Here is a 15,399-nt window from a genome sequence, read left to right on the forward strand (position 1 = left end):
CATTAATGCGAATACCCTTCACCTCGCCCACAAATAACCAATATTTAGCCATTATGTACTATTAATACTCCCTTAATACTCTTTTGATAAAATGACGAGCTACATGTTCGAATAATATCCATAGAAATGAGGTAAATAATGGGTAAAGATGCTGTTCCCCAAGATATAAGACAAAATGAAATAAATTATATTTGTAAAGTGTTAAATCATAATCGCATCTCTACCACCCAGGATTTAATAGCTAATTTTGACAAACTCATTGAACAAATTCGTTTAAATCCGCAAATTTTCAAAGAAAAATATACTTCCGAGCAATGTTTTCAAATATTAAAAAAAGCGATAGCAACCTACAGTGACATCTATGTATTTAAAATAACATTAAATGAAGAGCTTATGCCCAAGCTTATCTTGGCTAGAAACAATAAAAACACTTGGGAATCAACCACTGACTCAATTGAAGATGATTTGACTAAAGTTACAAAAGGTTATGATCGACTTGAATTACTTCACCTGAAAAAAAAGAAAATCAATCAAGACATCTTGCGTTTATTGAAAGATAAAGAATTCGCTATCGTTCCGCAAGTCATTATAGGTTCAGGTGATACTGGAACAACACTTTGGCTTGAAAAATTCAAAGTACATCATGGAACCAGCCAGGCCCAATTAGCAAAGGGAGAACTTCCTTCCGTGCTCATGCTTGGTGAACATTCAGGAAGTTGGAAACATGATTATACCCTTGCTCAACCTCACAGTATTCTTGAGCGCACAACAGCCAAAGAAAATCCATCTATATATTTACCATCAGATTATTATCGAAAAAATCCTCATGCCAATGGTCGACACGTATATCAGGCGAATCAAGCGACCCTTGCCTTGACTGAGGCGCCATTGTTGCGTGCGACCGTATTAATGATTGAAAAAAGGACTAATCATATCGATTGGAAAGTTCCAGATCAGGAATATCGGTTAGTAGTGAAAACTCCTGATGGAATAAAAAATATCTATACCAATGAATTAAATATTTGTACTGGCCTAGGTCCTGCACGAAACTTACTTTCAGGCACGTTACTAACACAGAATGAATTCCATATCCTTAACCAAATTGATCCTCGTAAGGGATTTACTCCCGTCGTAGATGGCAATCAATTCATTTTATCGGATACAGAAGAACACGGAAAGGAACCCAGAAAAATTGTGATCTATGGAGGTGGTGGAACCGCTGCTGCATGTTACAGAAAAGGATTTTTTGGTCATGATATTCGTACTGAGGATAGGGCGTTCTGTAAAGAAAATCAAAAAAACTCTGTTGTTTGGATAGCAAAACAATTTGAGAAAGCAGGCACCGGTAAGCTTGCTACTACGGCATTATACACTGCAAAATCACGTAGCGAATTAATGGAAGCTGAGTTAATTAAAATTGAACCAAAACCTAGCGGCAAACTATTATTATTTTTTAAAACAAATAATTCCAAAGCTCCTACTTTTGAAATTGAATGTGACCAATTGATTTACTCTGTCGGACAAGATGACAAAGTTACAAGAAACATTTGCCGGGAAGTTGAAACTGATCTATCACTCAACTATGACAAAAATGGCATGGTACTTAATGTATGCTCAGCGGATAAAAAAGTAATTTTCTTCGGTGCAGCAGCAATGGCCGTTCGAGAAAAGGAATATATGGATGCAACCTGGAAATGGCTCCATTCAGAAAATATTGGTGGTGACGTAGGTCCTGGCTCAATGCCTCCTACCAGAGCACAAATCAAGTGTTATAATTTTTGGAGAGGCATTAATCCAACAAGCATCAATGCGAATATTGATAGCCATCAACTCATTATAAACTATCTCGAAAAGGCCGGAATTGAAAAAACCATTGTTGCGAATTTTGTAGATGACTTATTAAAAGCAAGAAAATCGAGTACCAGTGGCGCATCTCATTCAATGATTCTAGAACTTTTGAAGAAACACAATCTGGACACTATTATTGAAATTAAAGGACATGCGCACTTGATATTGAAGAAGATGGACAGTACCGCTAAAGCAGGCAAACATGACGCTGGTAAATCCAAATCCCAACTCTTATCTTGGATGGGTACTCAACGAGAAACAGAAGACGCGAGTATCTTTATTTCATCAGCGACAGCTGCAAAAACCACCAAAGATACTGTGGAAAATGAAGAATACGGTGTACAATTAATTACTGAAATTAGATCATAAGTGTCTTCTTATGTTCTTATTTGTAAAAGATTCAGTAACTTACTATCAGTACATATTCATTTCAATTGGAAGTAAGCATGAAACTAGCTAAGTTTCTTGAGTTAAATGATCGAGAAAAAAACCAGCAAATTAAAATTTTGACCTTAAAAAAAAACCTGAACGCCGGTTTTTTTAATCGAGTCATTAAAAATCTCGATCATGACTTACTGTTCAAGCTTGCAATGATGAATCCAGAAATTGATACCATCTGTAAATCACCTGAATTAAAATCACACTGGGAAGATTTATGGCGTCTTTGTGGCGTTAACCCTAAAGACAGTGCGGAACAAAATGGGATGCCAGTTCATGAATATCAACCAATGTGCACTGTGCCCTCATGTTTTGATCTATTAAAAGGGCTGTATCTCTATGAGATTTATAGGAAGACTTTTAAAGATAAAGAACGCACAGATGAATTTTATAGAGATGCAGAAGAGTATTTAGCAGCATCAGGTCTCTATGGGTGTTTTTTTGCCTTAAACGCCTTATGCCAGGGTGGATTAGATTTATTAAAAGATGAATTCAATGAAGAAATTGCTAGAAAAGCCATACTTTATGCACAAGTCGCTGCAAAATACTATTTATCACCGGGTTATTTACTCTTGGCAAATACTTATCAAGAATTACTCAAATACCAAAATCAACCCAGCCTAGTTGGACTGAATTTACGTCTTCTATCATTTCAAGCAATAAGTGTTGCTAAAAGATTGGAGTCATACTCTAATTCAATGCTCAATAATGCGTATCAGGGAAAAACATTATCAGAAGCCAGTAATGGACAAATAACCAGTTTTTCACAAGCATTACTCCGATCACAAAAATATTTACAATTGTCACCACTAGAATTGGAAATTGCTACAAATGAAGCGAAAAATGAGGCTGCCTTAATTCAAAAGACTTATGATCATGAAATAAAATCAGATGCTGAAGCCGAAATATCATCTGAAACACCAAAATTTGCCATATAACATAGACACTATTCACTGTAAGCATGGTTGTAAGTACTCTACTCATTTCCAGTATAACGAGGATCTCCACCCTTTAGCATATCCAATCGGGACGACGAAGGTAGTTTCTCCAATTCAACTACTTATTTCATTATCGATTTCTTCTAAAATAATTCGCGTACTTAGCATAATATTTTGAATTTCTTGAGTAATTTCCTCTTGTCGTAATAAGTTAATGCTATGCGTAAGACAAGTCACTTTATTTTGTAACCGTTCTAAAGCGCTATCTAAGTGATTTGCCCGATTATAGTTTTCAGCAAAAAACGATTGATAAAAAAGTGAATACAACATAAAGAAAACGTATTGATTCATAAATTCAATCATGAATTGTTGGTGAGATAAATTGAGCTGAGGTGAAATGGTAAAATCAGATTGTTTTATATTTCTAAATTCCATAAAAGGTTGTTTAACGGTAGCTTCTACCCTAGTTTTAATTTTCTTATTAAAAACTATATTCCAGGAACTGAGCTTGAGCTGAGTAAAAACCAAAGTTAATGCATTAATTACATTTAAAATAATATTTGAAATTTCATCTACTGTATTTGGACCTGCTATGACTTGGATTACTCGTTGGTCATTCATCATTTTAGCCGCCAATTTTTGTCCAACTATAATAATTTTTGGATTATTTATCGAATGATGAAGTAAATGTGTCTCCAAATAACGTACAAGATTATCATTAAACCCCCCACAAAATCCTCGTTCTGCCCCTATAAGTATATAAACATTGGACTCAACAACTTCCATCTGAGTGAGTAATTGTGGATAACTTGATAAAAAATCGATCCCCATCTGTTGAATCATTGCATTCATTTTTTCTTGAGTCGCAAGACATTTAGTCACCCTATTCATTTCAATGAATGAAAGATTTCTCATGGCAGTCATCATGGTACCAATTTTGTTTAGAGTTTGCAGGTGCGCTTTAAAACGTGTTTTTTTTGTCATGATTGGTTCAACCAGCTAAACACTTTATTTTTCCATTGTTCTCTAGGGGTATCTAATGTCAAATCACAGTGAGACACCTGTTGTTCTATCCTTTTTAAATATTTTGCTATTTCATCAAGTTTTATTTCATTAAAAAAACCCTCGTTATATCCAATAAGCCAAGCAAGCTGAAACTCAATAGGGAGTGGGGACAATTGATTTTGTTTTAAAATTTCACGTAATATCCGTCCACGCTGGACCTGAAGTTCCATAGTTTCATCGAGCTTAGAGCCAAAGCGAGTAAACACCTCCAAATCAATAAATTGCATATAATCCAGTTTGATTTTACTCGCTTCCCGTTTGATTTGTGGATGTTGTGCACTTCCCCCTATACGTGAGACAGATCGTGTAATATCTATTGCCGGTAAGAATCCACCTGAAAAAAGCTGTTCATTAAAAAATAATTGCCCATCAGTAATTGAAATCAAATTGGTTGGAATGTACGTAGCAATCTCCCCTTCCTTGGTTTCGATGATGGGAAAAGCGGTCATGGTGCCCCCACCCAGTTCGGGAGAGAGACAGCTCGAACGTTCAAGTAGTCGTGCATGCAAGTGAAAAATATCTGCTGGAAATGCCTCTCTCCCAGGGGGTTGTCGTAACAAGAGAGAAAGTTCTCGATAACTATTCGCATGGGCACTCAAATCATCATAAATAATTAATGTATCACAACCATTCTTCATCCAATATTCGGCAACAGCACAACCACTAAAGGGCGCGAGATAATGCAAACCAGGCAATGCAGACGCCTCCGCAACAACAACGGTTGTATATTCAAGTGCTTGTGCATCCTTTAGCAATTGAATGGTGGTAAGAACAGTTGATCTTTTTTGTCCAATTAAGACATAAATACAACGTACATTTTTATTTTTTTGATTAATAACAATATCGATCGCTAACGAACTTTTACCTAGGCCATTATCACCAATAATTAATTCTCGCTGTCCTTTGCCAATGGGAATTAGGTTGTCAATTATCTTGTTACCCGTATAAAGTGGCTGATTAATAAAATCACGATGTGTTATTGGTGGTGAAAGAACATCAAGCAAACCATACTCAAAACACTGAGGTACTTCATAACCATCAAGAGGTTGCACTAGTGGATCAATAACTCGTCCTAAAAGACAATCACCAACCGGAATACTTAATGAGCGACTGTAATGAAAAACTCGCATCGATGCTTTAATTGTATCCGATTGCTCCAACAAAATAGCACCAATCAGATGTTCCGTTAGATGGAAAACCATGGCCCTACTTCCGTCTTCGACAATCAAAATTTCATCAATTGCAGCTGAAGGTAACCCTTGTATCCAGAGAATTCCATCGCCAACAGAACTAATGGAGCCAAACTCTTGAATACGTACCTTAAAAGCATATGAGTCCACCTTCTTCTGCTGCATTCTCAAATCGTGTGGCGTTCCTACGGCTCCAAGATGAGCGTGCCTGAAGGTAGGGGTCCCCTGTTTAGCATTTTTCATTTTCAGTTTCCACAAAAAAGGCTAATTCATCACGCAAGTTGGCTCGTAAAAAAAAATGTCCTATTTTAATGTTTAATCCAGCAAGCAGATCGGGGTTTTGTCTAAATACTAACACCGTAGGCAGAACAAATTTATTGTGTATTGTATGAGCTATCGTATTTTTTTGTTGTTCCTCTAAAGGAAATGCACTCTCAATAATTATCTCTTTATTTTCATGTAAACCCTTCTGTAATAAGGTTATTTGCTCATCTGATAAAGAAGACAATTCAGCAAGGGTTTTATCAATACATTTTTTTTCAAGATGAATATCAGCAAAATTCAGCAAAAATTTTGTAGAAAACCTGCTGGCGTTTAATAAAGCTTCATGCGCATTCTGATTGATTATGGAGGATAATTTTTGCTTTTCTTGCTCTATTATTTTTTCCTTTTCTTGAGCCAAGTTTTTTTTAAAAGCCTCTTGCTGACTTATTTTCCAATCTTGCAGTGAGCGCTGTATTTTTTTTCTTTCCTGCTCCTTTTCAATGTCCCAAATTTGCAAACGATTTGTATATTGTTCTTGTAACTTGTGGGCTTCATCATACATCGCCTGCGCTTTATCAAGATCATTCTGAACTGCCTGCTTACGCTTTAAAATCACTTGCTGCACTGGACTATAGAAAAAAAACTTTAAAATCCATACCAGTACAATAAAGTTAATCAACTCAAGAATAAAGCTTGACCAGGAAAATTCCATTTTCAAATCCTCTTCAATGATTGACTAAATAAGCCAATAAGGGATTTCTGAATAAAATAATCAATACGATCACCAAACAATAGATTGCTAAGGATTCAATCATTGCTAAACCAATAAATAAAGTGCGTGTGATTGATTTTTCTGCTTCGGGTTGCCTTGCGATTGCATCCAGTGCTTTACTAATTGCTCGCCCCATTGCAATGGCAGGTAACATAGTTCCTAAGGCAATAGCCAAACCAGCTACAACTGTGGACACCAAGGTAAACCAACTCATGTTATCCATGAAGATACTCCTTCTCTCTTCGTATTACCTGTGATTGAATCCCGCTTGCGATATAAATTAATGCAAGCATTCCAAAAATATACGCTTGGATAACCGCTTCTAATAAATGCAGCATTAAAATAGGGACAGGAGCCAATAATCCTGCAACCATAAGTACAATCATAGCAGTTAACTGAAGACTCATCATATTACCAAATAATCGTACTGCTAATGCCAATGTTCGTGATAGCTCACTAATTAAATAAAAAGGCAGTAACAAAGGACTCGGTGAAATATAATGTCGTAAATAATTTTTAATTCCTTCAGCACGTATACCAAACCAATGAACGGAAAAAAAAGTTACGACAGCAAGGCTTGATGTAACTGATAGGTCTGCTGTAGGAGAACTCAATCCAGGAATCACTCCAATTAAATTGGACAGCAGAATAAAGAGCCATAGAGTAGCAACAAAGGGAAAAACAAGTTCAACATGCTCAGGCAATACCTCATTTACTGCATCATACATTGCCAAATAAATCCCTTCAGTAACCACCTGATATGAGCTTGGCCTTTTTTTTAGTTTTCGCCCAGATAACCAAGCCCATATCAGTAAAATTAAAATAATTAACCAACTGGTTAATATGCTTTGAGTCAGCATCAATCGGCTCTCCATTTCATGATGTAACCTGGAGTACAACCCAGTGGTATTTTATAAAGTAATTACCCGTCTCCCCTTGGGGAGAAGGTGCCCTTAGGGCCGATGAGGGTATTGATTTTAATTAGTGAACCCTCATCACTACCCCTCTTCCACAAGCGGGAGAGGGGATCTTAGCGACACAAAAGGGCTTATTATTAATCCCTAATAAATAAATATACATTAACCGCACCAACAAAAACGCCAACAAGAATCAAATTAATTGTCCAAGCAATAGAATAACCATGCAATTTATTATCCAGCCATACGCCCAAATAAGCGCCTATAATTATGGGCAGAATAAAAAGTATTCCTAATGTCCCTAAAAAAATGGTTTGCGCCAAAATTGTAGGGGATTCTTTTTTTGACTTTTCTATTTTAACAACGGATTTTTCTACGTTGTTTCTGAGTTTGTTCTGGGAGTTCTTAGAGGTCATACCAATCCTTGTTCTTTAATTCTAATAAGCTCTTTAGCATTTCATGATCCAATCGATGAATGCTTTCTTTAATAGTTTTTAACTTTTTTTCTTCCCTTTGCAGCTGTTGATCTATAGCAAACAAAATATCCTGACAGCTTGGGGATCGTATGTAATGCCTTGTTAAAATATGAAGCTCGTTATTAATAAAATAGAGTAAACCACTGGGTATTGCTAAATATTCTGTTTTACCCTCTTCATAACGAAATCGGGCTAATCCGTAATTTAAGCAAGTCATCATTCGCGTATGATGAGCAAATAAGCCAAATTGTCCTGAATCATCCTCACCAACAAAACTTACTAACCCATTAACTTGTTCCTCTTGCAGGGCACTATGTAAATGCAGCGTAAACGTTGCCATTTAATAAACTCCAGATAAGGAGCCTTTCATATAACATTGCTCTTCAGTCAAATAATCAAAATCACCTTTTAAAAAAGCCTCACAATCCAGTAATGTTTTTTCTAGTGGTACGGATACGCCCTGAATGTCGGTTCTCTCAACCATACCGTGAAATGGTTGCGTGAGATACCGTTGCAATTTACGAGCCCTTAAAACAATTTTCTGATCTTCTGACGACAATTCATCGATTCCTATCATAGAAATAATGTCTTCTAACTCACGATAATGTGACAGATGTTCCCTTACTGCCTGTGCGATTGAATAATGGCGCTCCCCTAATACAGCAACATTCATAAATTTACTTTTAGATAGCAAAGGATCAATTGCTGGATATATCCCTTTTCCTGCTTGCGAACGGGTCAAGACAACTATGGAGTCCAAATGCGTAATAATTCCTGCAACTGCGGGATCGCTCATATCATCTGCAGGGACATAAACCGCTTGAACTGAAGTGACTGCACCCTTAGATGAAGAGCTAATACGTTCTTCGATTTCGGCTATTTCAGTCATTAACGTCGGTTGATAGCCTACATTAGCCGACATTCTTCCTAACAGTCCTGATATTTCGCTACCAGCCTGGACAAATCGGTAAATATTATCAATCAAAAACAAGACATCACGTTCTAATGTATCTCGTAAATATTCTGCATGGGTGAGTGCGGATAATCCAACTCGAAATCGAACACATGGAGATTCATCCATTTGTCCAAATACCATTAACGTATTATCCATTAATCCTGCTGCTTGCATTTCACGCCATAATTCATGGCCCTCGCGTACTCGCTCTCCAATCCCTGCAAAAACAGAAGCTCCACGATGAATTTTGATAATCGCATGCATAAACTCCATCAAGAGTACCGTCTTGCCAACTCCTGCACCACCAAATAATCCTACCTTTCCCCCTTGAACTACGGGGCAAAGTAAGTCAATAACTTTTATTCCGGTTTCTAAAATTGTTTGCGTTGTTGTTATGCCTTCAATTGGTGGTGATTTTGATAAAATGGGGCGCGATTCGCTTGCGGGTATTGCGTCAAAGTCATCTAAAGGTTTACCAAACACATCAAGAAGTCTACCTAATGAATGTATAGAAACCGGGACTTCAAGTGGGGTTCCCAGATCAAATACATCCAATCCTCGTTGTAGCCCTGAAGTTCGATGTAATGCAATAGCCATCACATGCTCGTGATCGATATGTTTATGAACTTCCAAAATATAACTGTCATCCTTTCGAAAAATTTTAAGTGCTTGATGTAGAGGGGGCAAAACCTTACACGCAATAGTTACGACAGAACCATGAATTTGTACGGTTTTACCAATCAAACGCCCCTTATCATCCCTGGATAATGACATAAATGAGTCTCTTCAAATTTATAATATCCCTCTAAAATTATGGTACAAATTTGCAATTTATAAATTTTTATTATGTAGAAATTACTCAAAATAACGAATATGCTAATGAAATTTAAGCAAAATTACCCTTTACTGGAGTAGGTTATAAGGGAAAAGGATGTTTCCAAAATGAAAAACCTTAGGGCTGGAGTTAGGTACAGAATATCAACCTTAATATTCATGGAGTGCATCATGTTAAAAGATATTCATGAAGTCCAATCTAAGAAATGTCATTGGATTGCCTTACCCTGCCTGATTTCATTTTTTTTAGTTTCGTTTTCTACATTCGCAGCACATAAAGTTATCAATTTGGATATTGGTTATAAAACGGTCTACTTTACTAATAAACCAGCCAGAGCTATTGCAGTAAATAATCAAATCCCTGCACCCACATTACATTTTAAAGAGGGTGATCAGGTAACCATAAATGTTACGAATCATCTTGATAAAGGAACAGCGATCCATTGGCATGGTGTTTTGGTTCCTTGGCAAATGGATGGTGTAGAAGGTGTGGCTCAAACTGAAATTCCTCCAGGTAGTACCTTTCACTACCAATTTATTTTAAAACAATCAGGTACTTACTGGTATCATGCCCATGCTGGCTTAGAGGAGCAACAGGGATTATACGGTGCTTTTTTGATTGATCCTAAGAAACCACCTCATTACACCTTCACTAAAGATTACACCATCGTTTTATCGGATTGGACTAATACCAAACCGGAGCAAGTTTTAGCTAATTTAAAAAAATCCGGCGACTATTATGCTCCGCGCTTTCCTCTCCAACCATCCCTGACAAAATTTATTCATGATTACCAAAAAGCATCAAAAAGTGAACGACAAAGACTTCTTGACGACTATAAAAGCATGCAGCAAATGCGGATGAGCATTTATGACATTAGTGACGTTGCCTTTGATGCATTTTTGATGAACGGCCATCCTAAAAACAATCCATGGACTGCTCCAGTTCAAATAGGTGATATTGTCCGCTTGCGATTTATTGATGCAGGAAGCAGCACGATTTTCCGTATTAAAATACCTGATTCTAAGATGACTGTCATACAAGCGGATGGAAACGACGTAAAACCTTATTCTATTAAGGAGTTATCCATTTCTCCTGCTGAAACCTATGATGTTTTAGTAAAAATAGAAAAAAATAAGCCTTATATTATTTATGCGGGTTCCAAAGATACTGTGGGTAGTGTCTATGGCGCTCTAAAAACAACTAATGAGCAAACAGTCGATTATGCTCAAGTCAAACCGTTCCCTGAACCCATCCCGGTTACAAGAGAAATGATGAACATAATGATGGGCGGGCATTATCAAGGCAGTTTACCCGTAATGCAAAAAGAACAAGTCCACTCATTATACTCACAGCATAAGCACACCATGCACATGGATCATAGTATGCCTATGGGACACTCCATGAACATGCAAATGCCTACTGAACCAACTCGATTTAACGATGCAATAGCCCCTACCACTTCATCCTATATGACCTCATTGGAAACAAAGTATCGCGATTTGACTGCTGCGGTCCCGACTAATGATCCCAATAAACCGGTAGAGGGAGTCATTAATTTGGAATTATTTGGCTATATGGGGCAATATATTTGGTTTGTGAATGGAGTACCTGGTTATAAAGCAAAACCTATACCTTTAAAACCGGGTAAACGTTATCGCTTTGTATTTACAAATCCATCCATGATGCATCATCCAATGCATATACATGGTCATTGGTTTATTATTCGTACTGGAAAAGACGCTTTTGATCCGCTAAAACATACGCTTGATATTCCACCAGGAGGAACAATCACAGCGGATGTAGATACTGATGCAAGCGGCCAATGGTTTTTCCATTGTCATATGCTTTATCACATGATGACTGGAATGAACCGCGTCTTCCAATATACAACCATAATTGAAATAGCCGAAGACAAAACCCAGCCGGAACATATTATTAAAGACACCTCTTATGACAACCGCCCCATAATACGAGTCGACGAAGCCATTAAGCCGATTAACCTGGATTTAGTGAAACACCCCATGGCTCATGGCGCTGGCCTTTGGTTATCAACTTTTCTAGATGTAGGTGCTGATCCTTTTCACAATTCACAGCGCCTTACCTACAAAGGCATGTTTGGCCCTGATTATAATAAACTGCAATTATTTACCAATGATGCTGAACTGTATAAGGGAGTGCTGGAAAACGCAGATTTAGACATCTTTTACTGGCATTTAATCAGTCAATTTTGGGCCATTAAAGGTGGAGCAAACTATTTTAATCAACCTGCTAATAAGCCCTATTGGCAAGCAGGACTTGGTCTGGAAGGATTAATGCCCTTTTTTATTGATACCGATATAAGAACTTACTTTTATGGAGGTAGTATTAAATTTGATATTGAATTATCCCGCGACACGCTAATTACCAATAATTTTTTAATCAGGACAGGAATTCGCAGTATTTTAGCGACCAAAACCGTTGTTAATGCCCAAATTGGCAGTGGCTTGAATCAAATGCGCTACACAGTAAGACCCTACTATCGTCTTATTCCTGGTTTAAGTCTGTTTGTTGAATATGAAAACGAACACAATTATGGAACATTTAAAACACTCGAAAATGAAAGCTCTACACCGGATATTTCTAATACTGTTTCTTTAGGTTTAACTTTGCTGTTCTAATTTTTGGAACAAATTTTTTAAACCACAACAATTAGCCCAGCTGAACATCATCCTAAGCTCAACGCAAGATCTCCATGTTATACCACTGTATTGTGACGGTAGATCACTTATTACACTCGGGGAGACGGTTAAGTCACGAAAATCAATCCATACTACTGTTCTACAATAAAACCATGATTCGAAGCTGTTCACTCATAAAATTCCACACTTATAAAGTGCTTTTCCACCAAAAAATCCAAACGCCAAATTGATCCATTAAAACGCTTAATTATTACTTAATGTTCAACCTGTATAATAAAAGAAATAAATACTTTAATACACATGAAGCTTATCAGGGATTGTGAGCAGGAGACGGTATGACGGTTGCTATATCTCTACTTTTAAAGGAAATGCGAAAAAAATTTCCTTTTATAAATAGAGAATTGCATATTAGCTCAGAAGTAAAAGAAAATATTAAAAAAATCCAATCGATTTGTAACAAGGATTATTTTAATCAAAGCTTTTATGGAAGTGCGGCTTTAAACAGAAAGATATTACTTGATAAAAGAATCGCAGATTTATTAACACCGGAAACAATATTAGCGATTTTATCTCTTCATACCGCAACAACCCATCTTGATAAAAAAAGTAAAATTGCCATTTGGCGGAATAGTTCAGGCTACATCAGTTTAGCTGCCGCCTTATTTTATGGTTTTAATGAAGGCTTAGAAACCATTGAATTAATGCCCAATAATGAATCACAATATAGTAGCAAAGAATATCAGGAACAGAAGAAGAAATTTAAAGAAAATACAAGTAGAATCATTGAAAATATCAAGAAAGCAGCAGAACTACTTGAAATATCACCTCAAGCAGAAGAACTTCAACTTAAGACAGAAGAAAAACAATCATTAACTCAATTATTTCAGTCGATTGAAGACACTATAACTAAAATAAAAAAAGACAATAAAAGCAATGAACTATTATACGTTCCTACCTATACCCCTGATGATATATGAGGACAAAGTCTATATGGTTTTACAAAAATTTGTAATGTTCTCAAGATAAATTACAAACCAAATGCACAGAACGCTATTGTTATTGACGCCTCTATCTCGCTCGATGATTTTATTAAAAAATTTCTTTCTTCTGAAGAAGCTCTTCTCAATGGAAAAGTAATTCACCTTTTTTATGATAGAGCCCATTTAGAAGCCTGCATAGAGCAAGACACTAAAATTATTTTTCAAAATAAAGAATATTACCTCAAAGATATTTTAAGAGAAATGGTAACAAAATGTGAAAAAGATGTCTCAGTAAGTGAGACAGCTAAAGAGCAATTTGGTATCAGATTGAAACTATGTGACGCCCATCTGAAGGGAAGTTTTTCTTCTTATTATAAGACAACAACTGTTCGAGCAGAGAGTGAAACAAAAGAAGATGATTTGCCGTATGGATATAAACAAATTAAAAAAGCAATCTCGAATATTGAATCCGAGCTTGATAAATCATTGTGGACTTGTAGCAATCTTAACGATCTCTATGCAGAAAAAGATTTTCTAAACAAAATTATTGAATTTTATGACCATTCAGAAGGAAAACTACCTTTAAAAAAATGTCTTCTTCTAGCTAAATGGCATTATCCGGTAGGATATCAACATGTAGCAAATAGAATGGGTGCAAATTTATTTTTTAATGTGCTGAATGAAAAACCAGACCGAAAACCTAAACATGGTCCTAGACTTAAAAATAATGCCAGTTATGCACTTGAAAGGATGTTACATGCCTTGTTAAGTGATTATAAAACAATGAACTGTTCTTATAATGCGCTGAATGAACTAGAAATTTCTATTGATGGTGAGCTTTTTAATATCACTCAAATATTGTTACATGATCCTGATTTTGAACATATTGAATTTACAGAACAGCAGCTCGATAGATACGCTGTTTTCGCTGTTAAAAAAGCTTTTAATAAACCGACTCTTATTTCTGAGGGTATGGAATTCATACCTACATCAGAAGATTATAATAGATTGGATAAAGAAGGAGAATGTTCACACCTTCATTATGCCGAAAAACTGGCTATAACACTTTATTCTTCTAATTTTTTTTCTAAAATCCAGAAATTTTTACGCAAATATGGCCAAACAAAAGATTCACATGATGCGTATACTGCACGCTTCCTTAAGCACCTGGTTCCAGAGATTTTATTAAGTTCTGCTATTGCAGCTCATGGTCTGGCTAAACCGACTTTAATTTCGACTAAAGAAGAAACCAATACACCGAGTAGAAGCTATCGAAAAGAAATAGTAAACAGAGACTCTCATTTCTTTAAACAAAGAATGGGTGCAGTAGAGACAAAGTCAGACTTTTTTGAAAAAGGTTTTTTAAGCACAAGTGCTAATAATAGCTTCTCACAATGGAAAGCTAATACATATACTATATTTTATGAAGATCTAATTTCAGATACCCTTGGCAAGAAAATAGGGGCAATATCAAAATTCAGAAGGGAAAAAGAAGTACTATTTGGCCCCGGAACTCAATTGCAATATACGGATTATTATAGACAAGGCAACAACCATTTCTTTGCCGTAAGGCCAATTCGTTCTATTGATGGAATAAAACCTAACAATTATTCAAATTCTATGCTTTCCAAACATGAGTTAGAGATAATAGATAAGATGTTTGAATCCCATCTTACCAAAAACAGGCATTCTCTACTAAGACGACTTTTCGACACGGTATCAAATGAAAGTAAATTAAATTGTGTTCTAGGTGCCAAAACAAAAATAAAAACTATCTTTGACGCCCTTCACCCCGAAGAAAAATTGAGTTCTGAGCAACTTAAAACCTGCCAGCACGCCATCGAAACGGCAATAGCAGAAAATAAAAAATTAGTTTCTAATTCTTTTTTCCACGCCTCTCTGGGTAAAACTGATAAAGTATTACAAGATGCATTGCTCCGTGTGAATCGCGCTAGGACGATGATCAGTGATGAGCAAATTAAGGATCAAGAAGAGACTAAAGTCTCACCAGGATAATATTTTTGAGTCAAATTCTTTTAAAAT

At 36.3% G+C, this 15,399-nt stretch carries 13 protein-coding genes; 5 read left to right on the forward strand and 8 right to left on the reverse strand.

Annotation, left to right across the window (positions count from 1 at the left end; translation table 11 throughout):
* The first annotated feature begins 138 nt into the window (after positions 1 to 138).
* Both ACF8MK_RS14255 and ACF8MK_RS14260 read left to right on the forward strand, forming a co-directional pair.
* A complete protein-coding gene (locus tag ACF8MK_RS14255; protein WP_392537214.1) occupies positions 139 to 2,217 on the forward strand; it encodes a hypothetical protein in 2,079 nt (692 codons plus the stop codon).
* Between the two features lie 77 nt (positions 2,218 to 2,294).
* A complete protein-coding gene (locus ACF8MK_RS14260) occupies positions 2,295 to 3,224 on the forward strand; it encodes a DUF5630 domain-containing protein (RefSeq protein ID WP_392537215.1) in 930 nt (309 codons plus the stop codon).
* A 114-nt stretch (positions 3,225 to 3,338) separates the two neighbouring features.
* Here ACF8MK_RS14260 and ACF8MK_RS14265 read toward each other — a convergent pair whose 3' ends face one another.
* The 8 genes from ACF8MK_RS14265 to atpD all read right to left on the reverse strand — a co-directional run bounded on the left by ACF8MK_RS14265 (position 3,339) and on the right by atpD (position 9,637).
* On the reverse strand, positions 3,339 to 4,208 hold the full coding sequence (locus tag ACF8MK_RS14265) for a FoF1 ATP synthase subunit gamma (RefSeq protein ID WP_392537216.1): 870 nt from the start codon (positions 4,206 to 4,208) through the stop codon (positions 3,339 to 3,341).
* Positions 4,205 to 5,644 (reverse strand): F0F1 ATP synthase subunit alpha, encoded by a 1,440-nt coding sequence (locus tag ACF8MK_RS14270; protein ID WP_392538974.1) that lies wholly within the window; start codon positions 5,642 to 5,644, stop codon positions 4,205 to 4,207. Before ACF8MK_RS14270 ends, ACF8MK_RS14265 begins: the two co-directional genes overlap by 4 nt.
* Positions 5,645 to 5,708: 64 nt before the next feature.
* Positions 5,709 to 6,455: a F0F1 ATP synthase subunit delta gene (locus tag ACF8MK_RS14275; RefSeq protein WP_392537217.1), complete on the reverse strand. Its 747-nt coding sequence runs from the start codon at positions 6,453 to 6,455 to the stop codon at positions 5,709 to 5,711.
* A gap of 13 nt (positions 6,456 to 6,468) precedes the next feature.
* Positions 6,469 to 6,738, reverse strand: coding sequence for a F0F1 ATP synthase subunit C (locus tag ACF8MK_RS14280; protein ID WP_028380582.1), 270 nt, complete (start codon positions 6,736 to 6,738; stop codon positions 6,469 to 6,471).
* On the reverse strand, positions 6,731 to 7,375 hold the full coding sequence (locus ACF8MK_RS14285; protein WP_392537218.1) for a F0F1 ATP synthase subunit A: 645 nt from the start codon (positions 7,373 to 7,375) through the stop codon (positions 6,731 to 6,733). The genes ACF8MK_RS14280 and ACF8MK_RS14285 overlap by 8 nt, the downstream gene beginning before the upstream one ends.
* 194 nt (positions 7,376 to 7,569) lie before the next feature.
* A complete protein-coding gene (locus ACF8MK_RS14290) occupies positions 7,570 to 7,848 on the reverse strand; it encodes an AtpZ/AtpI family protein (protein ID WP_392537219.1) in 279 nt (92 codons plus the stop codon).
* A complete protein-coding gene (locus tag ACF8MK_RS14295; protein WP_392537220.1) occupies positions 7,838 to 8,248 on the reverse strand; it encodes a F0F1 ATP synthase subunit epsilon in 411 nt (136 codons plus the stop codon). The genes ACF8MK_RS14290 and ACF8MK_RS14295 overlap by 11 nt, the downstream gene beginning before the upstream one ends.
* A complete protein-coding gene (gene atpD, locus ACF8MK_RS14300) occupies positions 8,249 to 9,637 on the reverse strand; it encodes a F0F1 ATP synthase subunit beta (RefSeq protein ID WP_392537221.1) in 1,389 nt (462 codons plus the stop codon).
* 231 nt (positions 9,638 to 9,868) lie between these two features.
* On the opposite strand from atpD, the gene ACF8MK_RS14305 reads away from it, so the two are divergent.
* The 3 genes from ACF8MK_RS14305 (at position 9,869) to ACF8MK_RS14315 (ending at position 15,372) form a co-directional block, all read left to right on the forward strand.
* Positions 9,869 to 12,355 (forward strand): multicopper oxidase domain-containing protein, encoded by a 2,487-nt coding sequence (locus ACF8MK_RS14305; protein ID WP_392537222.1) that lies wholly within the window; start codon positions 9,869 to 9,871, stop codon positions 12,353 to 12,355.
* 356 nt (positions 12,356 to 12,711) lie between these two features.
* A complete protein-coding gene (locus ACF8MK_RS14310) occupies positions 12,712 to 13,353 on the forward strand; it encodes a hypothetical protein (protein ID WP_392537223.1) in 642 nt (213 codons plus the stop codon).
* A gap of 264 nt (positions 13,354 to 13,617) precedes the next feature.
* The gene (locus tag ACF8MK_RS14315; RefSeq protein ID WP_392537224.1) at positions 13,618 to 15,372 is read left to right on the forward strand and encodes a hypothetical protein; all 1,755 of its coding nucleotides are present in this window, start codon (positions 13,618 to 13,620) and stop codon (positions 15,370 to 15,372) included.
* Positions 15,373 to 15,399 lie beyond the last annotated feature (27 nt).

Origin of the sequence: Legionella sp. 227 (genome assembly GCF_043161935.1) — a bacterium.
Taxonomy (GTDB): Bacteria; Pseudomonadota; Gammaproteobacteria; order Legionellales; family Legionellaceae; genus Legionella; species Legionella sheltonii.